The organism is Candidatus Pelagibacter sp. PS_02, from assembly GCF_059418065.1.
In genome coordinates this window covers 1,244,430-1,271,192 of the sequence record NZ_CM182079.1, presented here as the reverse complement: position 1 = coordinate 1,271,192, position 26,763 = coordinate 1,244,430, and the positions used below count along the sequence as shown (strand labels likewise).

General features: G+C 28.7%; 33 protein-coding genes and 1 tRNA gene. 18 read left to right on the top strand and 16 right to left on the bottom strand.

Features of this window, described 5'->3' with window-relative positions:
• Positions 1-5 precede the first annotated feature (5 nt).
• From AC5SL4_RS06760 to dnaQ, 5 genes are read left to right on the top strand one after another with little or no spacing between them, the layout of a single operon-like run.
• Positions 6-830 (top strand): pyruvate, water dikinase regulatory protein, encoded by an 825-nt coding sequence (locus AC5SL4_RS06760; protein WP_006997564.1) that lies wholly within the window; start codon positions 6-8, stop codon positions 828-830.
• Positions 823-1,410, top strand: coding sequence for a Maf family protein (locus AC5SL4_RS06755; RefSeq protein ID WP_011281637.1), 588 nt, complete (start codon positions 823-825; stop codon positions 1,408-1,410). Before AC5SL4_RS06760 ends, AC5SL4_RS06755 begins: the two co-directional genes overlap by 8 nt.
• The gene (gene aroE, locus AC5SL4_RS06750) at positions 1,407-2,204 is read left to right on the top strand and encodes a shikimate dehydrogenase (RefSeq protein ID WP_006997566.1); all 798 of its coding nucleotides are present in this window, start codon (positions 1,407-1,409) and stop codon (positions 2,202-2,204) included. Before AC5SL4_RS06755 ends, aroE begins: the two co-directional genes overlap by 4 nt.
• Complete coding sequence (gene coaE / locus AC5SL4_RS06745; RefSeq protein WP_006997567.1) at positions 2,201-2,770, top strand: dephospho-CoA kinase; 570 nt, start codon at positions 2,201-2,203, stop codon at positions 2,768-2,770. Before aroE ends, coaE begins: the two co-directional genes overlap by 4 nt.
• A 1-nt stretch (position 2,771) precedes the next feature.
• Positions 2,772-3,443: a DNA polymerase III subunit epsilon gene (gene dnaQ, locus AC5SL4_RS06740; protein ID WP_006997568.1), complete on the top strand. Its 672-nt coding sequence runs from the start codon at positions 2,772-2,774 to the stop codon at positions 3,441-3,443.
• Here the strand turns inward: dnaQ and AC5SL4_RS06735 are convergent.
• Complete coding sequence (locus AC5SL4_RS06735; RefSeq protein ID WP_006997569.1) at positions 3,436-3,858, bottom strand: protein-export chaperone SecB; 423 nt, start codon at positions 3,856-3,858, stop codon at positions 3,436-3,438. The two genes, dnaQ and AC5SL4_RS06735, sit on opposite strands and share 8 nt — an antisense overlap.
• Entirely contained in the window at positions 3,842-4,264 is a 423-nt protein-coding gene (locus AC5SL4_RS06730) for an FxsA family protein (RefSeq protein WP_006997570.1), read from the bottom strand. Before AC5SL4_RS06730 ends, AC5SL4_RS06735 begins: the two co-directional genes overlap by 17 nt.
• Before the next feature lie 58 nt (positions 4,265-4,322).
• Here AC5SL4_RS06730 and AC5SL4_RS06725 point away from each other — a divergent pair, with 58 nt between their 5' ends.
• Both AC5SL4_RS06725 and AC5SL4_RS06720 read left to right on the top strand, forming a co-directional pair.
• Entirely contained in the window at positions 4,323-4,916 is a 594-nt protein-coding gene (locus tag AC5SL4_RS06725; RefSeq protein ID WP_011281635.1) for a Tim44/TimA family putative adaptor protein, read from the top strand.
• Positions 4,917-5,438, top strand: a complete 522-nt coding sequence (locus AC5SL4_RS06720; RefSeq protein ID WP_494587308.1) for a Smr/MutS family protein — start codon at positions 4,917-4,919, stop codon at positions 5,436-5,438. It begins immediately after the preceding gene.
• On the opposite strand, the gene hslU is transcribed toward AC5SL4_RS06720, so the two are convergent.
• Positions 5,428-6,795: an ATP-dependent protease ATPase subunit HslU gene (hslU, locus tag AC5SL4_RS06715; RefSeq protein WP_494587307.1), complete on the bottom strand. Its 1,368-nt coding sequence runs from the start codon at positions 6,793-6,795 to the stop codon at positions 5,428-5,430. The genes AC5SL4_RS06720 and hslU overlap by 11 nt on opposite strands.
• Positions 6,795-7,310 (bottom strand): ATP-dependent protease subunit HslV, encoded by a 516-nt coding sequence (gene hslV / locus AC5SL4_RS06710; RefSeq protein ID WP_006997574.1) that lies wholly within the window; start codon positions 7,308-7,310, stop codon positions 6,795-6,797. Before hslV ends, hslU begins: the two co-directional genes overlap by 1 nt.
• A gap of 91 nt (positions 7,311-7,401) precedes the next feature.
• On the opposite strand from hslV, the gene hisB reads away from it, so the two are divergent.
• The 7 genes from hisB to AC5SL4_RS06675 are packed head-to-tail and all read left to right on the top strand — an operon-like array spanning position 7,402 to position 11,267.
• Positions 7,402-7,992 (top strand): imidazoleglycerol-phosphate dehydratase HisB, encoded by a 591-nt coding sequence (hisB, locus tag AC5SL4_RS06705; RefSeq protein WP_018413686.1) that lies wholly within the window; start codon positions 7,402-7,404, stop codon positions 7,990-7,992.
• A 5-nt stretch (positions 7,993-7,997) separates the two neighbouring features.
• On the top strand, positions 7,998-8,624 hold the full coding sequence (gene hisH / locus AC5SL4_RS06700) for an imidazole glycerol phosphate synthase subunit HisH (protein WP_494587306.1): 627 nt from the start codon (positions 7,998-8,000) through the stop codon (positions 8,622-8,624).
• A gap of 2 nt (positions 8,625-8,626) precedes the next feature.
• Positions 8,627-9,346 (top strand): 1-(5-phosphoribosyl)-5-[(5-phosphoribosylamino)methylideneamino]imidazole-4-carboxamide isomerase, encoded by a 720-nt coding sequence (gene hisA / locus AC5SL4_RS06695; RefSeq protein WP_494587305.1) that lies wholly within the window; start codon positions 8,627-8,629, stop codon positions 9,344-9,346.
• Complete coding sequence (gene hisF, locus AC5SL4_RS06690) at positions 9,339-10,094, top strand: imidazole glycerol phosphate synthase subunit HisF (RefSeq protein WP_494587304.1); 756 nt, start codon at positions 9,339-9,341, stop codon at positions 10,092-10,094. The genes hisA and hisF overlap by 8 nt, the downstream gene beginning before the upstream one ends.
• A 2-nt stretch (positions 10,095-10,096) precedes the next feature.
• The gene (gene hisE, locus AC5SL4_RS06685; RefSeq protein ID WP_006997579.1) at positions 10,097-10,402 is read left to right on the top strand and encodes a phosphoribosyl-ATP diphosphatase; all 306 of its coding nucleotides are present in this window, start codon (positions 10,097-10,099) and stop codon (positions 10,400-10,402) included.
• The gene (locus tag AC5SL4_RS06680; protein WP_494587303.1) at positions 10,402-10,767 is read left to right on the top strand and encodes an HIT domain-containing protein; all 366 of its coding nucleotides are present in this window, start codon (positions 10,402-10,404) and stop codon (positions 10,765-10,767) included. Before hisE ends, AC5SL4_RS06680 begins: the two co-directional genes overlap by 1 nt.
• Positions 10,764-11,267 (top strand): GNAT family N-acetyltransferase, encoded by a 504-nt coding sequence (locus AC5SL4_RS06675; protein ID WP_006997581.1) that lies wholly within the window; start codon positions 10,764-10,766, stop codon positions 11,265-11,267. Before AC5SL4_RS06680 ends, AC5SL4_RS06675 begins: the two co-directional genes overlap by 4 nt.
• Here the strand turns inward: AC5SL4_RS06675 and AC5SL4_RS06670 are convergent, their stop codons facing one another.
• The gene (locus tag AC5SL4_RS06670) at positions 11,268-11,822 is read right to left on the bottom strand and encodes a LolA family protein (protein ID WP_006997582.1); all 555 of its coding nucleotides are present in this window, start codon (positions 11,820-11,822) and stop codon (positions 11,268-11,270) included.
• Positions 11,822-13,912 carry an FtsK/SpoIIIE family DNA translocase gene (locus AC5SL4_RS06665; RefSeq protein ID WP_011281630.1) on the bottom strand — a complete coding sequence of 697 codons (2,091 nt, stop codon included), beginning with the start codon at positions 13,910-13,912 and terminating at the stop codon, positions 11,822-11,824. Before AC5SL4_RS06665 ends, AC5SL4_RS06670 begins: the two co-directional genes overlap by 1 nt.
• Before the next feature lie 64 nt (positions 13,913-13,976).
• Between AC5SL4_RS06665 and AC5SL4_RS06660 the strand changes: the two genes are divergently transcribed.
• Positions 13,977-15,071: an FAD-dependent monooxygenase gene (locus tag AC5SL4_RS06660; protein ID WP_230454316.1), complete on the top strand. Its 1,095-nt coding sequence runs from the start codon at positions 13,977-13,979 to the stop codon at positions 15,069-15,071.
• Between the two features lie 2 nt (positions 15,072-15,073).
• Here the strand turns inward: AC5SL4_RS06660 and AC5SL4_RS06655 are convergent, their stop codons facing one another.
• Entirely contained in the window at positions 15,074-15,715 is a 642-nt protein-coding gene (locus tag AC5SL4_RS06655; protein WP_006997585.1) for an LON peptidase substrate-binding domain-containing protein, read from the bottom strand.
• A 97-nt stretch (positions 15,716-15,812) separates the two neighbouring features.
• On the opposite strand from AC5SL4_RS06655, the gene AC5SL4_RS06650 reads away from it, so the two are divergent.
• Positions 15,813-15,887 (top strand) — tRNA-Gly (locus AC5SL4_RS06650).
• A gap of 22 nt (positions 15,888-15,909) precedes the next feature.
• Complete coding sequence (locus AC5SL4_RS06645) at positions 15,910-16,254, top strand: 4a-hydroxytetrahydrobiopterin dehydratase (RefSeq protein ID WP_006997586.1); 345 nt, start codon at positions 15,910-15,912, stop codon at positions 16,252-16,254.
• On the opposite strand, the gene purH is transcribed toward AC5SL4_RS06645, so the two are convergent.
• From purH to AC5SL4_RS06615, 6 genes are all read right to left on the bottom strand, one after another.
• Entirely contained in the window at positions 16,244-17,800 is a 1,557-nt protein-coding gene (gene purH / locus AC5SL4_RS06640) for a bifunctional phosphoribosylaminoimidazolecarboxamide formyltransferase/IMP cyclohydrolase (protein WP_006997587.1), read from the bottom strand. The two genes, AC5SL4_RS06645 and purH, sit on opposite strands and share 11 nt — an antisense overlap.
• A complete protein-coding gene (locus AC5SL4_RS06635; RefSeq protein ID WP_011281628.1) occupies positions 17,779-19,389 on the bottom strand; it encodes a heparinase II/III family protein in 1,611 nt (536 codons plus the stop codon). Before AC5SL4_RS06635 ends, purH begins: the two co-directional genes overlap by 22 nt.
• Before the next feature lie 4 nt (positions 19,390-19,393).
• Positions 19,394-20,053, bottom strand: coding sequence for a ribulose-phosphate 3-epimerase (gene rpe, locus AC5SL4_RS06630; protein WP_006997589.1), 660 nt, complete (start codon positions 20,051-20,053; stop codon positions 19,394-19,396).
• Between the two features lie 28 nt (positions 20,054-20,081).
• On the bottom strand, positions 20,082-20,438 hold the full coding sequence (locus AC5SL4_RS06625) for a hypothetical protein (RefSeq protein ID WP_006997590.1): 357 nt from the start codon (positions 20,436-20,438) through the stop codon (positions 20,082-20,084).
• Positions 20,439-20,516: 78 nt separating this feature from the next.
• Positions 20,517-22,325 (bottom strand): sodium:solute symporter family protein, encoded by a 1,809-nt coding sequence (locus AC5SL4_RS06620; protein WP_020168931.1) that lies wholly within the window; start codon positions 22,323-22,325, stop codon positions 20,517-20,519.
• Positions 22,325-22,585 carry a DUF4212 domain-containing protein gene (locus AC5SL4_RS06615; protein WP_006997592.1) on the bottom strand — a complete coding sequence of 87 codons (261 nt, stop codon included), beginning with the start codon at positions 22,583-22,585 and terminating at the stop codon, positions 22,325-22,327. Before AC5SL4_RS06615 ends, AC5SL4_RS06620 begins: the two co-directional genes overlap by 1 nt.
• Before the next feature lie 137 nt (positions 22,586-22,722).
• On the opposite strand from AC5SL4_RS06615, the gene AC5SL4_RS06610 reads away from it, so the two are divergent.
• Positions 22,723-23,346: a hypothetical protein gene (locus tag AC5SL4_RS06610; protein WP_006997593.1), complete on the top strand. Its 624-nt coding sequence runs from the start codon at positions 22,723-22,725 to the stop codon at positions 23,344-23,346.
• Here AC5SL4_RS06610 and acs read toward each other — a convergent pair.
• Genes acs through AC5SL4_RS06595 form a run of 3 tightly spaced genes read right to left on the bottom strand, consistent with a single transcriptional unit; the run spans position 23,343 to position 26,686 of the window.
• The gene (gene acs / locus AC5SL4_RS06605) at positions 23,343-25,388 is read right to left on the bottom strand and encodes an acetate--CoA ligase (protein ID WP_494587302.1); all 2,046 of its coding nucleotides are present in this window, start codon (positions 25,386-25,388) and stop codon (positions 23,343-23,345) included. The two genes, AC5SL4_RS06610 and acs, sit on opposite strands and share 4 nt — an antisense overlap.
• 13 nt (positions 25,389-25,401) lie before the next feature.
• Positions 25,402-25,815 carry an EVE domain-containing protein gene (locus tag AC5SL4_RS06600; RefSeq protein ID WP_006997595.1) on the bottom strand — a complete coding sequence of 138 codons (414 nt, stop codon included), beginning with the start codon at positions 25,813-25,815 and terminating at the stop codon, positions 25,402-25,404.
• A gap of 25 nt (positions 25,816-25,840) precedes the next feature.
• The gene (locus tag AC5SL4_RS06595; RefSeq protein WP_006997596.1) at positions 25,841-26,686 is read right to left on the bottom strand and encodes a sulfotransferase domain-containing protein; all 846 of its coding nucleotides are present in this window, start codon (positions 26,684-26,686) and stop codon (positions 25,841-25,843) included.
• Between the last annotated feature and the right edge of the window lie 77 nt (positions 26,687-26,763).

Here is a 26,763-nt window from a genome sequence, read left to right as displayed (position 1 = left end):
TATTCATGAGTAATACATATCAAATATACCTTATTTCTGACTCCACAGGTGAAACACTAGATAGAGTTTTTCTAGCAATTAAGGCTCAATTCAAAAATATAAAATATGATGTTAAATCTTATTTTTTTACAAGAACAGAAAATCAAGTTTCAAAAATAATGGATGAGGCAAAAAAAAATGATAATGCAATAATTTTATATACGATTGTTGACACTTCACTTGCAAAATTTTTAGCAAACAAAGGAGATGAAAAGAAAATTCCATGTTTTAGTGTTTTAGGAAATTTAATAATGAACTTCTCAAAACTTTTAAATCAAAAAGCATCTCACGTTCCAAGCGGGCAACATGCTTTAAATGAAGAGTATTATGAAAGAATAGAGGCCATCCAATTTACTATGGCTCATGATGATGGCAACCTTGTTGAGGATGTAGATAAAGCAGATTTGATATTATTGGGGGTAAGCAGAACAAGCAAAACACCAACATCAATTTATCTTGCTAATAGAGGTTATAAAACTTTGAATATTCCTTTAGTAAATGAACAATCAATACCAGAAAGCTTAAAAAAGAACCCTAAACTTTCTTGTGTAGTGGGTTTAACAACCGAACCTCAGCGCTTAGTTGATATTAGAAAAAACAGAATGAATGCTCTTAAAGAAAAAGAAAATACAAACTATACAAATATCAATAAGATAGAAAAAGAAATTAACGAAGCCAAAAAAACATTTATCAAATACAAATGGCCAACAATTGATGTTACTAGAAAATCAGTGGAAGAGACTGCAGCATCGATCATTAAAATATATGAAATAAACAAAAATAATGGTTAAAGAAATTATACTTGCATCAAAAAGTGGTGTGAGAAAAAAGATTTTAGAGGAAAATAATATTCAATTCAGGGTGGAGCCATCTAATGTGGATGAGGATAGTGTTAAAGAAAGTTTGTTAAAAGAAAAAGTAACTCCAACGATTATTTCAAAAAATCTAGCAGAATTAAAGGCCAATAAAATTAGCCAAAAATTTACAGAAGAAATTGTACTTGGTGCAGATAGCGTAATAGATTTAGAAGGCAAAATAATCTCAAAACCAAATGATAGAGAAGAGGCACTAGAAATTTTAAAAAGGATGAATGGAAAAACTCATCAATTGATAAGTTCAGTTTGTATATCAAGGGGTGGATCAATGATATGGAATTACACTGATAAAGCCTCATTAACCATGAAAAATATGACTTTTTTAGAATTAGAGAACTACCTAAAAAAAATTTCTGATAAGGATCTGTATGCTTATAATGTTTATCAAATTGAAGGAGAAGGAAGAAATTTATTTTCAAAGATAGAAGGAGATGAAGATACAATTATGGGCCTTCCAGTCAAAAAAATTAAAGAATATCTTAAAATTATAAAATGAAAAAAACTTTTTTAGTTATAGGAAATCCAATTAAACATAGCCTATCGCCAAAACTACATAATTATTGGATCAAAAAATATAAAATTAATGCAACCTATGAAAAAAATCTTTTAGATCATAGCGAAATAGAAGATTTAATTTTTAATATTAGAAAAGAAAAAATTCATGGATTAAATATAACAGTCCCTTTTAAAAAGATGATTATACCTTTTTTAGATGAGCTGAGCGAGGAAGCAGAAATTTCTCAATCGGTAAATACAATTTATAAAAGAGATAATAAAATTATAGGTGATAACACTGATATTGAGGGTTTTAAACTTAGTTTAGAAAAAACAGAACAAAATGTTAAAAATAAAAAGGCTCTAATACTTGGGGCGGGTGGAGTTGTCTCTTCAATTATTATTGCACTTAAAAAAATCCAAATTGAAAAAATTTATTTAAGTAATCGTACAGAATTAAAGGCAATAGAGTTGAAGAAACACTTTCCAGAAATTGAGATAATTAAATGGGGAGAAACTATAGATTTTGATATGATCATAAACGCAACAAGCATTGGATTAAAAGAAGAAGATGAAATTAATATTAATTATCAAAAAATAAGCAAAGACAAATTTTTTTATGATGTAATTTATAATCCACCAGAAACAAATTTTTTAAAAAATGCAAAAAAGTACGGTGGAATAACAAAGAATGGTAAAATGATGTTTATTTATCAAGCTCAAAAAGCCTTTTTTATCTGGCATAAAATTGTTCCAGAAGTAGACAGTGAAACAATTAATCTTTTAGATGTATGATTAAAATTGCAGTTGTAGGGGATATTGGTTCTGGAAAAAGTCATATTGCTAAACTTTTTAGTTATCCAGTTTTTAATGCAGATCAAGAAGTAGCAAGTATATATAAAAAAAACAAAAATTGTTTTAGAAAATTAAAAAAAATTTTACCTAAATATTTTTCAGCATTTCCAGCAAACAAAATACAAATTATAAAAGCAATAGAGGACAGTGAAAAAAATTTAAAAAAAATTACTAAAATTATTCATCCAGAAGTTAGAAAGAAATTAACTATTTTTTTAAAAAAAAATAAAAAAAGAAAAGCTATAATTTTAGACATTCCTCTTTTATTAGAAAATAAATTAAACCAAAAAAGTGATATAATAGTTTTTGTTCAGTCAAAAAAAAGTGAAATTATTAAAAGACTAAAAAAAAGAGATAATTTTAATTTAAATTTATATAATCAATTTAAAAAAATACAGTTACCACTTAGTTATAAAAAGAAAAAAGCGAATCATGTTATTAAAAATAATTTTACCAATAAGCTTGTTAAGAAAAGTGTAAAAAAAATACTAAAAGAAATTATATAAAATGAAAGAAGTGATACTAGACACTGAAACAACAGGACTATCTGTTAGAGATGGACATAGAATTGTAGAAATTGGATGCATCGAGTTAGAAAATTTGATACCAACTAAAAATAGATTTCACTGCTATCTTAATCCTGAAAGAAAAGTTTCTGAAAAAGCCCTAGAAGTTCATGGTTATACGGATGAATTTTTATCTACTCACAAAAAGTTTGGAGATATAGTTGATGAGTTTTTAGTTTTTATAGAAAATAAGAGACTTGTAATACATAACGCTGAATTTGATCTATCTCACTTAAATAATGAATTATCATTGCTAGGCAAGGAAAAATTAAATAGTGAAAATGTTGTGGATACGCTTGCTTTAGCCAGGGACAAATTTCCAGGCTCTCCAATAAGTCTTGATGCGTTGTGCAAAAGATACAGAATAGATAACTCAAAAAGAACACAACATACTGCTCTTATTGACTGTGATTTATTAGCTAAAGTTTATATTAATCTTCTTGATCAAAAAGAACCAACTTTAAATTTTAAAAATGAAGATAATGAAAAAATAATAATAAACTCCAATGACACAAATCGGTATTACAAAAAAGTAGTTAAACCATCAGAGGCAGAACTTAAACTTCATAAAGAATATTTAAAAAATAGTTTAAAGAAGAATTTTTTTAATTAGCTCTTTGTTTGTATAATTCAGTAAAATCAATTTTTTTTTCAAATTTTATTCCAGGATAACCAGAGTCGGTTAATAAATTTAAAAATATTCTCTCTAGGTCAGGATAAATTTTATTAGGGACATCACATAGAATAATTTTTTCCATTTCTTTTTTATCAGAAACCTTTTCATCTACTTTAACTATAGATGTGTAAGTTATCTCAAAATGTGCTTTTTTTAAAATTTCAGGTTGGTCTGAAAATCTTAAGATTGTGTTAACTTCAATAATTCCATTTTTCACTGCCTTTGAATTAATATCAATGTTTAATTTGTATTTAGAAATTTTATCTCTTACAAATATATATGTTGGAGTGTCAGGTGTTTCACTCGACATATCTTTAATAAAATTTCCAATGATTTTATAATTTTCTGTCATTTTCATCCTCTATATCTTCAAATTCACCATTAATAAAATCTTGTTTTTTATTTATAGGCTTTTTTTTAATTGATACTTTTTTAAATATCAATTTTCTTGTTGGTGGAAATATTATTAATAAACCCAAGAAGTCTGTAGCAAAACCAGGTAAAATCAAAAGTAATGCTGCAAATGCTAAAGCTGCACCTGAAATAATTTCATAAACTGGCAGTTCATTTTTTACCATTTGAGACATTCCCGACTTTAGAGTGTTAAAGCCCTCATATCTGGCGTAGATAACCCCAAAAAAAGCCGTAATAAAGATAAGTAAAATGGTGTTAAAGGCTCCAATTTGAGAACCCAGCTTGATAAACAAATAAATCTCAACGATTGGAATACCAACTAATAATAATAAAAATGTGTTCATTTGTCCTTAGTCTAAATTGCTAGTTGTAATTAATCAACATAGTAAATATTATTAAATTATGAGTTATAGTTTTGAGTACATAGATATTATTCTTTTAGCAATGATTGCTGGTTTTATCTTTCTTCGTCTAAGAGGAATACTTGGTAAAAAAACTGGTTTCGAAGGAAAAATTCCACCACAATTTGAAAAGGAATTTCAAAAAACAAATATAACCCCAAAACCAGTTAGTGAAAATTTTGATGAAGTGTCACAAAAAGAATTTTTAAAAGGCGCCAAAATTGCTTATGAAACAATTATTACAGATTTTAGTGATAGTGATAATAAGCTGATAGCAAGCAAACCGCTTTTAAGTAAAAAAATTTATGATCAGTTTAAAGAGGCGCTTGAAGATAGAGCTAACAAAGGTCATTTTGCTGAAATAACTTTTATAGGGATTAAGTCAGCTGTAATTAAAACGCATAAAAAAATTGAAGATAGCTTAGAAGTTACAGTAGATTTTGTTAGTGAAATTATAACATGTATAAAAGATAAAGATAAAAATATTGTATCAGGGGATAGTGATAAAATAAAAACTGTTTATGATACTTGGGTTTTTTCAAAAGACATTAAATCATCAAATCCAAATTGGTTATTAATTAATACTATTACCTAATTGATTAAGAAGATAACAGACAAAGATAAAGAAGATTGGGAAAATTTCCTAAACAATAAAAAAAAAATTATCAATAAAAATTCTGCAAAACAAAAAAATATAAATAATCAAGACGAAAACAAACAAGACTGGGAAAACTTTTTAAATAATAAAGATAAAATTCCCAATAAAGATTTTATTCTTAAAAAAAATATAAGATATGAAAAGATAAAGAAAATAGATTTGCATGGTTACACTATTGAAGAAGCAAATAAGGCCATAGAACAATTTATTCAAAAATGTTTTGATGAAAATGTTACTAAAATAATAGTGATTACAGGCAAAGGACTAAGATCTAAAAATATTGAAAATCCTTACCTCTCAAAAGATTTGAGTATACTAAAATATTCAGTTCCAGAATTTATTGAAAAAAATATAAGTTTAACTCAATTTATTATTGAAACAACAGATGCTAAGATTGAAGATGGTGGTAGTGGAGCTTTTTATATTTATCTTAAAAATAAAAACAAATTTAAAGAATAAATTTAGATAAATCTGTATCCTTAACAAGCTCATCTAGATTTTGTTTTACATAATTAGAATCTATTATAATTTTTTCACCAGCCCTATCTGTTGCAGTAAAACTGATATCATCTAATATTCTTTCTATAATAGTATGAAGTCTTCTAGCACCAATATTTTCTACAGTGTTATTAACTTCTGAAGCCATATTAGCAATTGCATCGATACCATCATCAGAAAATTCTAGCTCAACGTTTTCTGTTTTTAAAAGAGCAACATATTGTTTTATCAAACTATAGTCTGGTTCTTTAAGAATTCTTTTAAAGTCATCACTGGTTAAAGCTTCAAGTTCAACTCTTATTGGAAGTCTACCCTGTAACTCTGGAAGTAAGTCTGAAGGTTTAGCAAGCTGGAAGGCTCCAGAGGCAATAAATAAGATATGATCAGTTTTAATTGTACCATATTTTGTACTTACTGTTGTTCCCTCAATTAAAGGAAGTAAATCCCTTTGTACTCCTTCTCTAGAAACATCTCCACCAGATCTATCTGTTCTTCCTGAAATTTTATCTATTTCATCTAAAAAAACTATCCCATTATTTTCTGTTGAATCTTTTGCTGATTTTATAATTTTATCTTCTTCTATTAACTTGTCAGCTTCATCATTAATTAAAATTTCATGAGATTCTTTGACAGTCATTTTCTTCTTTTTCTGTTTATTCCCAACAGATTTTCCAATCATCTCTCCAATATTTATCATTCCTATGTTTGCTCCAGGCATTCCAGGAATTTCAAACGCAGCTTGAGAGCCACTATCGTTTACTACAATTTCAATTTCATTGTCATCTAAATCACCATCTCTTAATCTTTTTCTGAAACTTTCTCTAGTAGCAAGACTTGCTTTATTTCCAACCAAAGCATCTAAAACTTTTTCTTCTGCTAATTTTTGTGCCTTCGTATGAACTTCTTTTCTTTTTTTTACTTTCTCCATTGCAATTGCAATTTCAAGAAGATCTCTTATGATTTGTTCAACATCTCTTCCAACATATCCAACTTCAGTAAATCTTGTAGCCTCTACCTTTACAAAAGGAGCTTCAGCTAACTTAGATAGTCTTCTAGAAATTTCTGTTTTACCAACTCCAGTTGGCCCAATCATTAAAATATTTTTAGGTAAAACTTCATTCTTCATTTCACCTTTTAAAGCTTGTCTTCTCCACCTATTTCTTAAAGCAATAGCCACTGCCTTTTTAGCTTTATTTTGTCCAACAACATATCTGTCTAATTCAGAAACTATTTCTCTAGGTGATAAAGAACTGACTAAAGAGTTATCTTTCTTTTCAGTTTTTTCTTTTGGAAAAGGTGTAACGTTTGTGTCTTCCATTAAATTTTTTCAATTTTAATATTATTATTAGTGAATACACAAATTTCAGATGCAACTTGAATTGCTTTTTTAGCAACTTCTTCAGCACTCAAATCTGTATCTAATAAAACTTTAGCAGCAGCCAAAGCATAATTTCCACCCGATCCTATACCTATGGCATCACCCTCTGGTTCTAACACATCACCTGTTCCTGAAATTATAAAACTATTTTCTTTATCACCAATAGCCATTAAAGCTTCAAGTCTTCTCAAATATTTGTCAGTTCTCCAGTCTTTTGCTAACTCGACAGCTGCTCGTGGAAGATTACCAGCATGTTTTTCAAGCTTTGCTTCTAGTCTTTCAAACAAAGTTAAAGCATCCGCAGTTGATCCAGCAAATCCAGCTATTACATTTCTTTTTTCAATTTTTCTAACTTTTGCAGCAGTACTTTTTATAACAGTATTGCCCATACTAACTTGCCCGTCTCCAGCAACCACTACTTCATTGTTTTTTCTAATAAGTACTATTGTAGTCATAGATTATAAATGGATATTAATTTTTATTCTTCAAGTAGTAGATTGCAAATATTGATATAGTTAATTAATCCCTATATACATATTATATATTATGAGCAGAATTGGAAAAGTTTCCAGAAAAACAAAAGAAACCAGTATTAGTGTTGAAGTTAATATTGATGGGAAAGGTCAATATAAAATTGATACTGGAATAGGTTTTTTAGATCATATGCTTGAACAATTATCAAAGCATTCACTGATTGATTTAAAAGTTAAAGCAAAAGGTGACACTCATATAGATCTTCACCACACAACAGAAGATACTGGAATTGCTATAGGTGAGGCTTTAAAAAAAGCATTGAAAGATTTTAAAGGAATTAAAAGATATGCTCATGCAATGATTCCAATGGATGAAACATTAACAAGAGTTGCAATTGATGTTTCAAATAGACCTTATTTAATATGGAAAGTTAAATTAAAAGTAGAAAGACTTGGAGAAATGGACACAGAACTTTTTAAAGAATGGTTTCAAGCATTCTCTCAATCAGCAGGAATAACTTTGCACATGGAAAATATTTATGGAGATAATAGTCATCATATAATTGAGTCTTGTTATAAGGCTCTAGCAAGGTCATTAAGAACAGCTTTAGAAATAGACCCTAGAAATAAGAAGAGCATTCCATCAACTAAAGGCTCATTATAAGTTTAATGAATGTCACAATTGTTGATTACAACTCAGGAAATATCAGTTCTGTAATAAATTCCTTTAAAGAAGTTGCTAAAGACAAAGTTAATATTGAAGTAACATCAGACTTAAATAAGATTAGATCAAGTGACAAGGTAGTATTGCCTGGACAGGGATCGTTTAAGAGCTGTGTTGATGCATTAAATGCTATAAATGGCCTTGTAGAGACACTAAATGAGTTTGCAGTCACTAATAAAAAACCTCTTCTTGGAATTTGTGTTGGTTTGCAGATGTTTGCAGATTTTGGATATGAAGAAACTAAAACAAAAGGACTTGGTTGGATTTCAGGAAAAGTTTCAAAGATCGACAATCAAAATAATAAATTTAAACTTCCACACATTGGTTGGAATGAAATTAACATTATTAAAGATAGTAAAATTTTTAAGAACATAGAAAATGAATCACACATGTATTTTGTACACAGCTATGAATTTATTCCAGATGATAAAAGTGTAATTTCTTCAACAACAAATTATTCATCAAATATTGTTTGTTCAGTTGAAAAAGAAAATATCTACGGAACCCAGTTTCACCCTGAAAAGAGTGATAAATTAGGGCTTAAAATTATAGAAAATTTTTTAAATTTATAAATATGAAAATATTTCCAGCTATAGATATTAAAGATAAGAAATGTGTAAGATTAATTAAAGGGGACTTTAATAATAAAACTGAATATGAAATATCACCAATAGATCAAGCTGGTAAATACAAAGATTATGGCTTTAAAAATTTACATATTGTTGATTTAGATGGCGCCTTAACGGGAGAGACAGTTAACCTGGATATTATTAAAGAAATAGTTCATAAATTTGATTTAAAAATTGAAGTAGGTGGAGGTGTTAGAAGCATTGATAGTATTAAAAAATATATAAATGCAGGAGTTGAAAAAGTTATTTTAGGAAGCGCAGCTATAAAAGATAAAAATTTTTTAAAAGAAGCATGTCAAAAATTTCCAAACAAAATTGCCTTAGGTCTAGATGCTAAAGATGGATACTTGTCAGTTTCAGGATGGAAGGAAAATTCTAATCAATTGACTTTAGATTTTTTAAAAGAAGTAAACGATTATGGTGCAAGCAGATTAATCTATACAGACATAAATAGAGATGGCACTAAAGAAAGTCCTAATTTTGAAGAAACAACCAATATTGCAAATGTATCTAATTGCCCGGTAATTATTTCGGGAGGGGTGTCTTCAATTGATGACATTAAAAAAGCAAAAGGTTTAAAAAATATTGAAGGAATAATAGTTGGTAAGGCTATTTATGATGGTGATATTAAATTGGAAGAATTAGTAAAAGAATTAGATGCTTAAAAATAGAATTATACCCTGTTTAGATGTTAAAAATGGGAGAGTTGTTAAAGGAATTAACTTTGTAGATTTAAAGGATGCCGGTGATCCAGTTGAGCAAGCTAAAATTTATAGTGATGGTGGTGCTGATGAGATTTGTTTTTTAGACATTACTGCTTCCAATGAAAATAGAGACACAATATATGATGTGGTTGAAAGAACGTCTAAAAAATGTTTTGTGCCGTTAACGGTTGGGGGTGGGGTTAGAGGAGTTGAAGATATTAATAAATTATTAAATTGTGGTGCAGATAAAGTTTCAATCAATACTGCGGCAGTTCAAAACCCTGAAATGATAATTGAAAGTTCAAAAAAATTTGGATCACAGTGCATTGTTGTAGCAATAGATGCTAAAAAAAATGGCAATAAATGGGAAGTTTTTACTCATGGAGGAAGAAATAACTCAAATATAGATGCAATAGAATTTGCAAAAAAAATGGAAGATAATGGAGCAGGAGAATTATTAGTTACTTCTATGGATAGAGATGGCACCCAAATTGGTTATGATAATGATTTAATGTTTAAAATATCTTCAACAGTTAATATACCAGTGATTGCCTCTGGCGGAGTAGGTAACCTGGATCACCTTGTGGATGGTATTAGGCTTGGCAATGCTAGCGCTGTACTAGCAGCTTCAATTTTTCATTACGAAACACATTCTATTAATGAAGTTAAACAATATTTGAATTCAAAAGGAATTCCCGTTAGGATTTAGAGATGTCAGAAAATCTATTAAATTTAGTAAATACAATTAGAGACAGAAAAAATAAGGATGAAGATAAATCTTATACTTCATCATTATTATCAGGTGGCCTGTCAAAATGTATAGATAAAATGGAAGAAGAATTTGATGAACTAAAAGAGGCCCTAAATGATAAATCTAATATAGTTCATGAAGCAGCAGATACAATATATCATATATTAGTTACACTTGAAGCAGCTGATATTAAGTTTGAAGACGTCTTAAAAGAGTTGGAAGGCAGAAAAAAACAATCAGGTATTGAAGAAAAGAATAATAGATAATGAGTTACGACAAAAATAATATTTTTGCAAAAATTTTGAGAAAAGAAATTCCTTGTAAAAAAATATTTGAAAATGAATATGTCCTTTCTTTTCATGATATAAGTCCTCAAAAAAAAATACATGCACTAGTTATTCCAAAAGGTGAGTACATTGATTTAGATGATTTTAATGCTAGAGCTTCAGATCAAGAGATAGTTGCATTAAGTAAAGCTATTTCAGAAGTTTCGAAAATATTAAATATCTCAACAGACACAGGTAAAGGTTATAGAGCTTTAACAAATTTGAGTGAAGATGGCGGTCAAGAGGTTCCACATTTACACTTCCATTTATTTGGAGGAGAAAAAGTTGGAAAAATGGTTGTGTGACAGAAAAAATTTATCGAAGTTATTTAGAGATAAGATCTCTAGATGAATTAAAAGAAGTTAAGAGGCCTGCAGAGAATTATTCTGTAGAGCTTGTAGAACCAAAAGATTTTCAATTAAATAAATTTTTTTACAAATCCATTGGTAAGAATTGTCAATGGATTGATAGACTTATTTGGACAGATTTAAAATGGACAGATTATGTTTCTAATGATCAGTTATTTACATACATTCTTAAAGATAAAGGTGAAATAGCTGGCTATTTTGAACTGTTATTTAATAAACAAAGCAAAGAAGCTGAAATTGCTTATTTTGGAATTTTAGAAGAATATTTTGGAAAAAAATTAGGAGGATATTTATTAAGTGAGGCAATTAAATGCTCATTTAATATGGGTGGTGTAAGAGTTTGGCTTCACACTTGTTCTCTAGATCACAAAAATGCGTTAAAAAATTATCTAGCTAGAGGTATGAAAAATTTTAAGTCTGAAACCTTAATTAGATGATTAATTATTTTCAGGTAATTTAAAAATATTTCCATCTATCTCTTGGTTTTTTTTGATAGAAGAAATAAATGTTATTGATAAATTTTGATAAATATCTTTAGTTTGCCATCCAATCAAATTTAAATCTTTCTTATCAAAAAAAATATTAATTTCATTATTATTCTCAAAAATTTTAAAATTTAAATACTTATTGTCGATATCCCTTGGTTCCAGTTTTTCTATCTTAGAAATTAGATATTCTTTATCTAGTAAAAATTCTAAAGGAGTTTTGTTAAGTGGGTAACGATAATAACTTCCTTTATTATTAGTCTCAATAACTAAAGAACTTCCATTTGAAACTAAAATTTTTTTATTAGCATTATTGTATACACAAAAAATTTTTTTAGGATATTCAATGATACATTTTCCATCTTCACTTTTATCATTAATGGTTTGTTTGAAATTAAAATTTAAATTATTAGTAAGTTTCATTTGCGAAATTATTTTATCTTTTGGGGATGAGTTGCCTGGAAGATAAAAACTGAAAAACAATAAGATGATTATTACTTTAAGCATTAAAGCACATCTCTTTTACCAACATGATTAGCTTTACTCACAACCCCGTCAGCTTCCATCATATCAATAATTCTTGCAGCTCTATTATACCCTATTTGCAATTTTCTTTGTAAAAATGAAGTAGATGCCTTGCCCTCTGATTTAATGATATCAAGTGCAGCCTGGTACAACTCATCTTTATCTCCAGAGCTAGAAGTTTCTCCACTCAATTCTTTCTCATCAGCGAAATTTAGGATTTCATCTATATAATCTGGCTCTGCTTGACTTCTTAAATAATTATTAACTTTTTCAATTTCAGTTTCAGATACAAATGGAGCATGAATTCTAACGATCCTATTTGCTGAAGACATATAAAGCATATCTCCCTTGCCAAGTAGTTGCTCTGCACCTTGTTCGCCTAAAATTGTTCTACTATCTATTTTTGAGGTTACCTGAAAAGATATTCTGGTTGGAAAATTTGCTTTAATAGTTCCTGTAATAACATCAACACTTGGTCTTTGTGTGGCCATTATAATGTGAATTCCAGCAGCTCTTGCCATTTGTGATAATTTTTGAATATAATTTTCTATTTCTTTACCAGCAACAAGCATTAGGTCAGACATTTCATCTACTACAACAACAATATAGGGCATAGCCAAAGTATGCTTAGCATTATAGCCATCAATATTACGAACTCCTTCTTTGGTCATAAGTCGGTATCTATTTTCCATCTCTTTAACAACCCAACCTAAGACAGAAGCAGCTTTTTTTGCCTCAGTAATCACAGGACACAATAAGTGAGGTATGCCTTCATAGGTTGATAGTTCAAGCATTTTAGGATCGATGAGTATGAACTTACATTTGTCTGGTGTGTGCCTGTAGAGTAACGACAAGATAATAGTATTTATACAAACAGATTTACCTGATCCAGTAGTTCCAGCAATTAATAAATGAGGCATAGAAGCTAAGTCTCCAACAATAGGAACACCAGAAATGTTCTTGCCAAGTGCAATTGGTAATCGAATATCTTTTTTATTAAAATCAGAGTTAGAGAGTATTTCACTTAAATAAACATTCTCACGACTAGAATTTGGAAGCTCTATACCGATGGTGCTACGTCCTGGAATAGTAGCAATTCTTGCAGATTCAGAGCTAGTATTCCGAGCAATATCATCTGAAAGATTAATAATTTTTGATACTTTAACACCTGCTGCTGGCTCAAATTCATTTAGTGTTACTACAGGGCCATGACTAACCTTCTTTATATCCCCACTAACCCCAAAATCTAATAAGATTTTTTCTAAAAATTCACTATCAATATAATCTTCATCTTTTAGTTTTCCCCTATCTTTTTGTGTTGGGATTTTAAGTAAGTCGATAGTAGGTAGTTTGAAGCGAATTTTTTTACTTGGAGATTTATTTTCACTTTTTATAAAAGGTAAATCTTCTTGAATTAAATTTGTAATTTCTTCTTGTGGTATAAATTCACTAATTATCTCATTTTCATTAGTATAACTCTTTTCTTTTTTTATAAAGATTAATTTAAAAAGTTTTTTTATTAATTTATAAAAATAAATAATTTTAAAATGAATACTAATTAAAAATAAAACTAAAATAATTAAAATTAAAAAGTAATAAGAAATTTGAGAATTAATATTAATTAAAGAAGTTAAAAAAGTTGTTTCTAAATATTTTCCAATAAAACCACCATTTCCATTAATATAAAGGTTGAAGGCAGTAGGGTAAAAAAAAGAAAAAAATAAAGAACCAAATGAAGAATAAAGAACTGAATAAAAAATACTTTCAAATATCAAAAAAATTTTCTTATTCAGAACTATATTTATGCCAGAAAATATGAGCGTAAATGGAATTAATAAAGAAATGAGTCCAAAGGTTTGAAAAAAAAGATCAGCTGTGTAACTTCCATTAAAACCAAGCAAATTTTTAATTTCTGTATTATCTGGGAAAATAAAATTAGGGTCATCGGGAGAAAAAGTTGCAAGGGAAACCAACAAAAGAAGACCAATTATAACAAAAGCAATTCCAGCAGTTTCTATAATTCTGTTTATACCGAAATTAATTGTATTGTTGGCTAATTTTTTAAATTCCATAAATAAATGAGTCTAATTAATCACTTTGTATCATCTAATTTTTATTGTTAAAATTAAAATTATTATGAATGTTTGTATTATTGGTGAAGGTCTAACTGCTCTATCTTTAGCTAAAAGCCTTATAAATAAAAAAATAAATGTTCATTATTATTATAAGAGTAAAAATAGTAATTTTTCCTCCAATAGAACAATAGGAATATCCAAAAGTAATTTTGAATTTTTCAAAGAAAAAATTTTTCAAATTTCAAAAAATAATTACTGGAAAATAAATAGAATAGAAATTTATACTGATAAAATTGATACAGAAAATTTATTAAAATTTGAAAATGATAAAAATGATCTATTTTATATTATAAAAAATGATGAGCTTCTAAAATCGTTAAATAGTAACCTTATTAAAAATAAATTTTTTAAAAAAATAATATTAAGCAAAAATATAAATGAGGAGTTTTTAAATAAAAAAGGATATGATTTAATAATAAATTGTGATGCAAATAATTTTTTAGCGAAAAAGTACTTTACAAAAAAAATTAGTAAAAATTATTATAATCTTGCTTATACCACTATTTTAAAACATAAAAAAATAGAGAATAATACAGCAACTCAAATTTTTACAAAGCAAGGTCCAATTGCATTTTTACCAATCTCTAGCACCGAAACATCTGTAGTATACTCAATGGATATTAAGAATAAAAAATTTGATAATAGCGATGTAATAGATTTAATTAATAAAAATAACCCCAAATATCTAATTAACAAAATTGATAAATTAAATAGTTTTGAGTTGAGTTCTTCAAATTTAAGAAACTATTATCATAAAAATATCTTAGCTTTTGGAGACATGCTTCACAGAGTGCACCCATTAGCAGGACAGGGATTTAATATGACAATACGAGATCTTAGAATTCTAACTAAAATTATTGAAGACAAAATTGAATTGGGTATGCAATTAGATTCACAAATATTTGATGAATTTGAAAAAAAAACGAAGGATAAAAACTTTGTTTTTTCTAAAGCCATAGACTTAATTTATGAATCTTTCAATTTAGATAAAAAAGTTCAAAATAAAAGCTTTAGCAAAATTATTAAAAACATTGGAAAAAATAAAAATCTAAATAATTATTTTATTAAACTAGCTGATGTAGGAATAAATTTTTAAGTCTACTGAATAGTTGTATTGTGAAAATCATCAAAACTGTAAGTACTCAGTATTTCAGAAATTTTATCTTTTCTTGCTTCTAAATTCTTACTTTCTAATAAAATTTGTTTCTCTTCTAGTGAAAAAGGAGATGCCATTGCTAGAGCATTTATCGTTTCATTCAAATCTTGTTTCTCTAAAGATTTCCAATTTATAATATATCCTTTTTTTTCAAATAATAATTTTAAATCTTTAAATATTGGCTCTAGATCAGAAAGTTTTAATTTCTTTTTTTCAGAAGTTAAATCTAGCTCAAAATTATCATAAGTAGTTTCGCAAATACGATAAGGTTTTGAACTTTTAATTTCTTTAGTTACTTCAAACCGCGTTATACCATTTAGATCAATCATATATCTGCCATCTGATGTATCTTTAAAATTGGTTATTTTACCTAAACAGCCAACCTTATGAAGACCAGGGATTGAACTATCATCATTATTTTTTGGTTGAATCAAACCAATCATCTTGTTTGTTTTCATACTATCATTAATCATTTCAATATATCTTGGTTCAAATATATTTAATGGAACTGTTGTATGAGGAAATATAATAAAGTTACTTAATGGAAATACAGGGATAGTTTTTGGTAAATCTTGTTTTTTCATTCTTTCTTTTAGCAAATTTTTGAAAATCTATATACCAATGAAACACTTTATTATTGATTGAACTAAAAAAACCATCTATTTATAGTGTCTTTTATAAGCGGGTCTAGCTCATTGGTAGAGCGAATCGTTGCCAACGATTAGGTAGAGGGTTCGATTCCCTTGACCCGCTCCAAAATTTTAAAACATATTAATCAATGAGTGATTTACTTAATAAAAAATGTGTACCATGTGAGGGTGGAATTTTACCTTTTGATATTAGTGAAATTCATAAATATCAAAAAAAAGTTGATGGTTGGGATGTTAAAAAAAATACAAAAGAAATATATTTTTTAGAGAAAAATTTTATTTTTAAGAATTTTGTTAATAGTCAAAATTTTATAAATAAAGTTGGTGAAATATCTGAAAATGAAAATCATCATCCAGATATTTCTTTTGGTTGGGGATATGCTAAAATTATAATTACTACTCATGCTATTGAAGGATTGTCAGAAAATGATTTTATTTTAGCAGCAAAAATTGATCAAATTTTTAATGTCTAAAATGTCTTGTTTTAGAGAAAACTAAAATAGTACCAGTTTGGTTTGCAAATTTTATTATCTCCTTATCTCTAATTGATCCAGAAGGCTGTATTACAGCTGAAACTCCTGATTGTACTAATTTTTCAATACCATCAACAAATGGAAAAAATGCATCAGAGGCTGCCACAATATCTTCTTTTAAGTTTTGAAATTTATTCATTTTATCTATAGCAATTTGACAGCTATCAAGTCTACTAGGTTGCCCTGAGCCAATACCAACAGTTGCTTCTTGGCTTGCAAGAACAATTGCATTTGATTTTACATATCTACAAACATTAAATGCAAAAATTAAATTTTTTAATTGAGATTTATTTGGTCTTAGTTTTGAAACAACTTTAAAATCTTTAGGTTCAAAAACTTTTAAATCCTCAGATTGTGTTAATATAGATTCATTCACAGAACCAAATCTAATTAAATCTTTCATCATAAATTCTGATGCATCAATAATTCTTATATTTTTTTTCTTTTTTAAAATTTTTAAAGCATCAGCTTGAAAACCATTAGCAATGATAACCTCTAAGAAAATTTTATTAAGCTCCAATGCTAGAGTTTTATTTATTTTGAAATTACAAGAAACTATTCCTCCAAAAGCGCTAACTGGATCAGAAGCAAGAGCCAATTTATAACTTTTCAAACTATTTTTATTAATCGAAACACCACAAGGATTAGCATGTTTAACTATAACGGTTCCGGAGTTTTTTGGTAAAGATTTTGATATTGTTAATGCAGAAAAAATATCATTATAATTATTATAACTTAACTGCTTACCATGAATTTGTTTAATATTAAGATTTTGAGTTTTAGAATAAATGGCAGCTTCTTGATGTGGATTTTCACCATATCTTAATTTTTCAATTAAATTTCCATAAATAATTTTTTTTTTGGGAAAATTGTTTTTTTTAATTTTATTAAAATAGTTAGAAATTACAGCATCATAATAAGCTGTTTCAGAAAAGGCCTCTAAAGACATCTTTTCTCTAAATTCAATAGATGTTGATCCTTTATTATTTTCCAATTCATTAATTAAGGTTTCATATTGATCTGAGGATGTAATAACAGTAACATCGTTATAGTTTTTGGCAGCTGCCCTAACCATAGTGGGACCTCCAACATCAATATTCTCTATTATTTTTGAATGATTGGTTGTTTGATCTAAAGTTTTTTCAAAAGGATAAAAGTTAACAATAACAAGGTCAATTTCATCATATTGATTAGCTTTTAGTTCTTTAGTGTGAGATTTGTCGTTTCTTTTACTTAATATACCAGCATGAATTTTTGGGTGTAGCGTTTTAACTCTTCCACCAAGAATTTCTGGTGAACCAGTATACTCTGAAACTTCTTGGCATTTAAATTTAAGTTTCTTTATTTCTTTAAAGGTGCCTCCAGAGCTAATTAATTCAATTTTGTATTTCGCTAAAACTCTTAAAAGACTGCCTAAATCTTTTTTATCAGATACTGAAATAAGAGCTTTTTTTATTTTTTTCATTATAATTTTGTGATTTCCCATCTTATAGTTTGATTTTCTTCATTAGTCATTCCTGAAATAAATATATTTTGATTATTTGTAAAAGAATTTTTTTCTCCAAAATATAACCCTTCTTCAATATTTATCTTAGAATTTTCTGAGCTAAATTTCCAACCTTCTCCATCAAGATCAATAAGTATTGATTTTTCATCTTGAGTTTTCATTAATCGAATATTTGGCTCCAAATGAAATCTAATATCAAATTTTAAGTTTTTAATACCCTTGTTAGAAATAATTTTATCATGGCCAATGAATTTTAATTGTTCTGGGTAAAATTCTATTTCTCGATCATGAACAATACCAAGTGGTTTTGAATAGCCATCATGAGAAGCATTAATTTTCCAATAATTTTTTTCAAATACTACTTTTTTTTTTAATATTCTTAATTCTTGATTAATTTTAGATTTTTTACCTCTTACTTTGTTAAAATTACAAGAGGATTTATCATCTAAAATTAGTGTGCTATGGACTGCGCTTGACTTAGATATCTCATTTAATTGATGATCAATTTTTTGAAAATAACCACAATTACTAATTAATTTTTTATTATTTGATATAATCTCAAAAGATAAAGCACCAGCTTGATAATCTGAAGATAATTTTTTATTTGGGCTCGATCCAATATCCATTATTAAAGAATTTTTTTTATTATTAAGGACAACATAGCCACCCAGCTCATTATTTTGATTTTTAAAATTATATCCAAGTCTTTTTAAATAAAGGTCAAAATTATGGTTATTTGTTTTATGATTACCATTAAAGAGAAAATCTATTTTATTGTTTTGCCAAATAAAAGCGTAAGCCTGACCTAAATAATATATATTTTCATTTATAAAATCTGGTATTTCATTTTGAGATTCTTTGAACCATTCCCTAATTAATATAAAATATTTTAAGTAAAAACTTAACTGTCTAATATTCCTTGATTTTGGAAAGCCATCATTATCCAATGAATATTTGGCTAATTTTTTTAGTAAACTTAACCCAGTATTTAAATAATTATTATTTTGAGGGTACGATAGACCAGTTAAAATGATAGCTGCACACCCTATAATTTTATTATCGATTAATTCAGAGGTTTCAATTTCATTAATAAGGTGATTGATCTGCTTCTTTATAGTGCCGTTAAACTTGTCTTTATAATCTATATTGCCATCTTCATAGGTAAGCCTAGAATTTGAAATCCAAGCTATTATTCTTTTTCCAATTATATCAATTTTCCAATTTTTAGAGTTGTACCTGTCATTTGTATTAATCCATTGATTAATGACATTTTGAGTATCTTTTTTTGAAGATCTAAGATCTAGGCTAAATAGCCAAAAAAAACTGTTTAAATTTTGTTGGTCTTTTTCTTTTAAATTTGGATTATCCCAAATTTCATTTAACGAATAATTTTCTATGTTAATCTTTTTTTTATCATATTTTATAAGGCCATCTAACAAGCTAGGGCTTGGCTGATATTCTAGTAACTCAATAGAAGAGGGTGTAATTTTTTTATTATATAGATAGGAGTTTAAATAAAAGTGACGAATTTTTTTTTTAATAAGACTAAATGAATTGTTTAAAATCATTATTCTAACTTGATTTTAAAAGGTCTATATTTTTTTTTATATCTCCATTGTTATTTTTAAATATAGTTGTCCCAGAAACTAAAATATTTGCTCCAGCTTCTATTGCTAGTTTATTATTATCAAAATTGATTCCACCATCAATCTCGATATCAAAATCTATATTTTTTTGATCTCTTATTTTTTTTAATTCTTTAATTTTTTCTAAAACTTCTGGCATAAACTTTTGTCCTCCAAATCCAGGGTTTACGCTCATAATTAAAACTAAATCTATCTGATTTAATAAGTCAGTTATTAAATTAATTTTACTTTCTGGATTTAAAGAAACCCCTACTTTTTTTCCTAAACTTTTAATATGGTTAATAGAGACTGCTAAATTTTCAGTTGCTTCTGGGTGTATAGTAATAATATCTGCACCTGCGTCTGCATAATCTTTAATATACTTATGCACGGGTGAAATCATTAAATGAACATCAAATGGTAGTTTTGTAAATTTTCTTAATGATTTTATGATTGGTGGACCCATGGTTAAATTAGGAACAAAATGACCATCCATCACATCCACATGGATCATATCTGCACCACCTTCTTCAAGTCTTTTTATTTCATTTCTTAATTGACTAAAGTCAGCAGATAAAATTGAAGGGGATATTTGTATTTTTTTCATTGATTGCTAGCTCTACTAGTATCAATTTTTAAAATTTAATTGAATTAAATAATTGATAAATTTGTTTAGAAATTTCACTTTCTAGAGGAAATGACAACATTCCCATTACAGAATAACCTAAGACCCATGGCATAAAGTAAAATCTAATCATATAAAAGAACCATGCTACATATAATGGTACCAGAGGTCCTATAATGAAAGAAGGGGTTATTGGTTTAAAAATTTTTATTAGTGGATCGGTATATTTGACAAAAATCTTCATAAAAAAGAACTCTGAGTCTTCTTTTTGAAAAATATTCATCGCAACTCTTCCTATTAAAGTCCACATAATCATACCAAATAAGTAATCTATAAAATAAATTAAGGGATGGAAGTTTGCTGACATTTAATGAGTTATATTAGAAATGAGATTAAATTAAAAGGGGCGAAATTAATCGCCCCTTAAAATTAAAGTTTATTAGTTCTACTTACCAGTAACAGTTTTACCACTTGGTATACGAACTTCATCAACCATTTTTTGAATTGTTTTATCTGGTTCTTGAGTCATTAAACTCACTACAACCATTGAAACAAAACTAACAGCTGCTCCGAAGATACCAAATGTTAGCTGAGTAAGTCCTAAGAACCCACTTCCACCATTTCTTACCCATACAAGGTACCAAATAGCAGAACCAAGACCTAAAACCATACCAGCAATAGCACCTTCTCTGTTAGCTCTCTTCCACCATACACCAAGTACAAGTGGGAAGAACAATCCAGACATCGCAAAGTCAAAAGCCCAGATCACTGAACCTAAGATACCTTGGATCTCCATTGCCGCAATAGTTGCTCCAGCAAAACCAATTATTACAAGTAATACCCTTGCAACAAGAAGTCTTTTTGCAGTCTCTGCTTTTGGATCAATCATTTTGTAATAAACGTCATGAGAGATCGCATTTGCAATTGCTAGAATCAAACCATCAGCTGTTGACATGGCAGCAGCCATACCTCCAGCAGCAACCAGTCCTGAGATTACATAAGGTAATCCAGCTATTTCTGGTGTTGCTAACACAACCGCTTTACCACCCATGAAAAACTCGTTTAACTCAAGAGTTCCATTGCCGTTAAAGTCACTGATGAACATCAAGTTTGCTTGATTCCAGTTTTGGAACCAATCTATTGATTGAACTTCAGCAAATGATTTACCAATAATACCTGTTGGTAGTGTTGGATCGATCAACGATAGTTTAGATAGTGTTGCTAACATTGGTGCAGAAGAATACAGAAGGAAGATAAAGAATAACGACCAACCAACTGATTTTCTAGCTGCTTTAACGCTTGGAGTAGTAAAGTATCTCATCATCACGTGCGGTAATGAAGCTGTTCCCATCATCATCGCCAATGCTAATGAAATAAATGCCCAAGGCGTTGCATTTACTGCAGAGTGTGCTTTAGTTATTCCAGCTAACCCTTTAGGTACCGTTGCTAGATCAGCAGCAGAGTTTTTAACAAAACCAAACTGTTGTTCTAACTCACCAATTCTAGCTACTTCATCAGCTAACATAAAGTGAGGGAAGAAACCTGCACCCATTTTGTTACTGATCCAAAAAATTGGAAGCAAGTAAGCTATAATTAGTACGATATATTGTGCAACCTGTGTCCAAGTTACCGCTCTCATACCCCCTAACATTGAACAAAGTAAAATACTTATTAGTCCAATATATACAGCGTATTTAAAGTCGATATCTAGAGCAACAGATGCAATAGTACCTGTAGCGTTTATCTGTGCAGTCACATACGTAAATGAAGCAACAGTTAAAACTATTACTGCACATAGTCTAGCTAAATTACCACCGTATCTTGTACCTACAAAATCTGGAACTGTGTAACAGCCAAATTTTCTTAAGTATGGTGCTAATAAAGTTGCAACTAATATGTAACCACCAGTCCAACCGACAAGTAGAGCCATATATCCATAGCCTTTGAAGTAAATACCACCTGCCATTGCAACGAATGAAGCACCAGACATCCAGTCTGCCGCCGTCGCCATTCCATTGAATACAGTGGGCACTTGTCTTCCAGCCACGTAATATGCGTCTGCTTGAGCTGTTCTTGATAGATAACCGATCAATGCATAGATGAATATTGTAAAGGCTACAAAAGCAACACCTATTGCTTTAGCAGTCATACCCATCTGCTCACCAATTGCCATTAAGATTATGAAACCTATAAAACCTCCTGTATAGATTCCGTAAACTTTTGGCAAATTGTCTATAAATTTACCTTTAATCATTATTGATCTCCCCTTTCGTTGAAGCCAAATTCTTCATCGATTTTCTCTTGCCTATTAGCAAACCAGAAACATAAAATTACAAAAATTCCAAGAGATCCTTGACATGTAAACCAGTATGTCCATGGATAACCGAAAGGTCCTGTAACCTCATTCATTTCAGCTGCAAAAAGGAAGATGCCGATTGAGAAAACAAACCAAATAGCCAGTGTTACGAATAACAATGATCTAGTCTTTTCCCAGTGTTTTGTTGCGTTTGACATTTATACCTCTCTATTTTTAGTTATAACTACCCTAAACCATAACCATTCTGTAAGTTTTTAAAAGACTTAAAATTGTTCATATTAGGTGCTTATTTACTTACTTTTTTAAGGTATAATGACCATATATATGAATTTTTATGCAAAAATATAAACTCTCTTGGAAAGACATATCGTTTGATGATTTTAAAGTTTACTTGTTTGCCATGTTTAGGGCTTTTATTCCAAAGAAAAAAATTAAGAATTTAGATGAGCTTGAACACTTTATTCAAACAAAATCTGCTTGGGTAACACAAGTAACTTTATATAGTTATTTAAAAACCAGGATGGGAACAAGGTATGTTCTTCATTTTGACAATGACGTGTTCATGGCATCTCTTGATATTGCCAGATGGAATATTTATTCTGTTGCTTTACAGGATCTGACATTATTTACGTTTTCTTATTTAAAAGTTAATTTTAATTATCAAAACCTTGACCAGTCTAAAGAAATTTTTTCTAAAATTTTAGATGATGAGATTTCTAATAAGATGCCACTTGATATTATTGAGGAAGCAAAAAAAACTTTTAATGAAAGACTTCAAAATATAAACTGGGAAATTTATTATAAAGATTTACCCTTTAATCCAAGTGCTTTGTCATTATACGAATGGGCCCCAATAGCTGAAGAGCTTAAAACTTTAGATCGAAAAATCGTATTGAATTCTATGATATTGAAATGGGATATTATTAAAAAAGAATTTGAGAAATTAATAGAATTTTAAATATTCTTTCTATTATCCACCAAACTTTGCACAACGCTTGGATCAGCTAAAGTTGTTGTATCCCCTAATTGGTCATGTTCATTAGCTGCAATTTTTCTTAAAATTCTTCTCATAATTTTTCCAGACCTTGTTTTTGGAAGTCCAGGTGAGAAATGAATAATGTCAGGTGTCGCTAGTGCACCGATTTGTTTTCTTACCCAAAGCTTTAAATCTCTTTCAAGATCTAAATCTGATTTCTCTTCAACATTTAGAGTTACATAACAATATAGGCCGTTACCTTTAATATCATGTGGATATCCAACCACAGCAGCTTCAGCAACTTTTGGATGAGCAACAAAAGCACTTTCTATCTCGGCAGTTCCAAGGTTATGACCAGAGACAATAATTACATCATCTACACGGCCAGTTATCCAGTAATAGCCATCCTTATCTCTTTTAGCACCATCACCTGTGAAATATTTTCCATCAAACTGAGAAAAATAAGTATCAATAAATCTTTGATGATCACCATAAACAGTTCTCATTTGACCAGGCCAAGATTGAGAAATGCACAATCTTCCTTCACCAGCTCCTTTGATTTCTTTACCATCTTTATCAACTATAGAGGGCTTAATTCCATAAAAGGGTTTACTTGCAGAACCAGGTTTTAAATTCATAGCTCCTGTTTGAGGGCTAATTAAAATTCCACCTGTCTCAGTTTGCCACCATGTATCAACAATTGGACATTTAGAATTTCCAACTGTTTTATAATACCACATCCAAGCCTCAGGATTAATGGGTTCACCAACAGTCCCTAATAATTTTAAAGATTTTCTTGAGGTTTTCTTAACAGGCTTATCACCCTCTCTCATTAAAGCTCTAATAGCAGTGGGCGCTGTATAAAAAATATTAACTTTGTGTTTATCAATAATTTGCCACCACCTTGAGCTGTCTGGATAGGTTGGAATTCCTTCAAACATTATTGTTGTTGCACCATTAGCAAGTGGTCCATAAACAATATAACTGTGACCCGTTACCCAACCAATATCAGCAGTACACCAATAAACATCTTTTGGTTTATAATTAAAAATATATTGATGGGTCATGGATGCATAAACCATATATCCACCTGTTGTATGTAAAACTCCTTTTGGTTTTCCAGTAGAGCCAGATGTGTAAAGAATAAACAAAGGATCTTCTGCATTCATTTCCTCAGGCTCACATTTAGTTGACATATCTTTAATTAAATCGTCAAACCAAACATCTCTTCCTTTAACCCAATTAACTTTATTTCCAGTTCTTTTTACAACAATACATTTTTTGACATTAGGACAACTTCTTAAAGCCTCATCTGTAATTTGTTTTAGTGGAATAGTTTTTCCACCTCTAACTCCTTCATCAGCAGTTATTATGTATTCTGACTCACAGTCATTAACTCTGCCAGAAATAGAGTCTGCCGAAAAACCACCAAAAATAATAGAGTGAACCGCACCAATTCTAGCACAAGCAAGCATTGTTACTGCAAGTTCTGGAATCATAGTTAAATAAATTGTAACTCGATCACCTTTTTTAATTCCTAGTTTTCTTAAACCATTTGCAGCTTTAGAAACTTCATTATGTAATTGTTTATACGAAATTTTTTTAGTATCTTTTGGATCATCACCCACCCAAATAATAGCGGTTTTATCTTTTTTATCTTTAAGGTGACGGTCTATACAATTGGCAGAAGCATTCAATGTGCCATCCTCATACCATTTAATTTTAACCTCTTTTTTACTGTATTTTATATTTTTAATCTTTTTGTACGGTTTAATCCAAGTAATTCTTTTCCCCTCATTCTTCCAAAAGTCATCATTTTTTTTAATCGAGTCTGAGTATTTTTTTTGATATTTCGCTTTATTTACTAGAGCACTTTTTACCCACTCAGGTTTAGTTTTTATGATTAATTCTTTTTCTTCGATTTTTTTTAAAACCTTTTTCTTAAAAGGCTTTACTTTTTTTTTAGCCTTAGTTTTTTTTGAAGTTTTTTTTTTCACTTTTGATAATGATTTTTTTTTAGGCATGAATTTTTTTTATTTAAATACTACTCATCTTATTTAAAATTTTCCAGCTTTTAGAGTCTATCGGCATAACAGATAATCTGCTTTGTCTAATAAGTGATAAATGGCTAAGAGACTTGGTTTTTTTAACCTCTTCTAGAGTTACACTTTTCTTTAATTTTTCTTTAAACTTTACTTGAACAGCTACAAATCGTCCATCTTTGTCAGTTTTATCTAAAAAAGCTTCTTTAATAACCTCAACTATACCAACAATTTCTTTGCCTATATTTGAGTGGTAAAAAAAACAAAGGTCTCCTTTTTTCATTGCTCTTAAATTTTTTGCAGCTTGATAATTTCTTACTCCATCCCAAGGAGCACCTTTAGCACCAGCTTTTTTTTGTTGATCAATTGACCAAACATCAGGTTCTGATTTCATTAACCAGTAGTTCATTTATTTATCTAATTTTTTTAAATAATTATACATATGGATAATCAAGCTCATGTAGATCTTTTTTAAATATTTCATTTATTTGATTTTTTATTTCAAGGGGTAAAATTTTTTGCCAACGGTTGTTAAACCCTAAATTAAAAAAATTTATTTTTTTACCAGTTTTTTTTGAATAAACACTTTCTTCAAAACCTTCGTTGAGCTCCTTATTTTTTAAATTTGAGAAACTGGTTGTTTTAATAGAATTATAAAATTTTTGTTCATCTATTTTTTTATTATCTCCTGTAACTTCATTAATAAAAAAAATAATTTTTTTAAAAATTTCAATTTTATTTTTTCTTAAATCTTCATATTTAATAAAAAGAGTTTTAAATTCAGAATTATTTTTCCATGATTTATAATGATTAGACCATGAGCTTAAATAAGTAAAATTACTATAATCATTATCATGAGATTTCTCTAATAAAGAACTATTTTCATCAGACATTTTTTCTATAGCTTCTTTATAATCAATTACATAATGATGAGTTAGTGAGGTTATTAAGTTTCTTGGATCTCTAACTACATATATTGCTCCCAATGTTTGATTTTTTGATGTAAAATTGTTTCCTTCATACGGATATAAACAATTGTGTGTTTTAACTAAATTAAGTTTATTTTTACTAAAAAAAGTGTTTTGATTAAACATCCAATTTTTACTAGCTTCCTCATTTGTTTTAGGATCAAACTTTGAAAATTTAATATTTGGAAACTGATGGATTTTAAGTAGTTGGTCAAAATTAAAATTTCCATCTTCAGAATAATAATAACTGGCAAGAAAAGATCTTAAATAAGTATTTCCACTTTTAGGGTATGATGCAATCCAGATTATCATTTGCTCTAATTTTATCGCAAATGAGAAATAATTACTAATGATTTTATATGACGGTTATTTTTAGATTAACTAATATT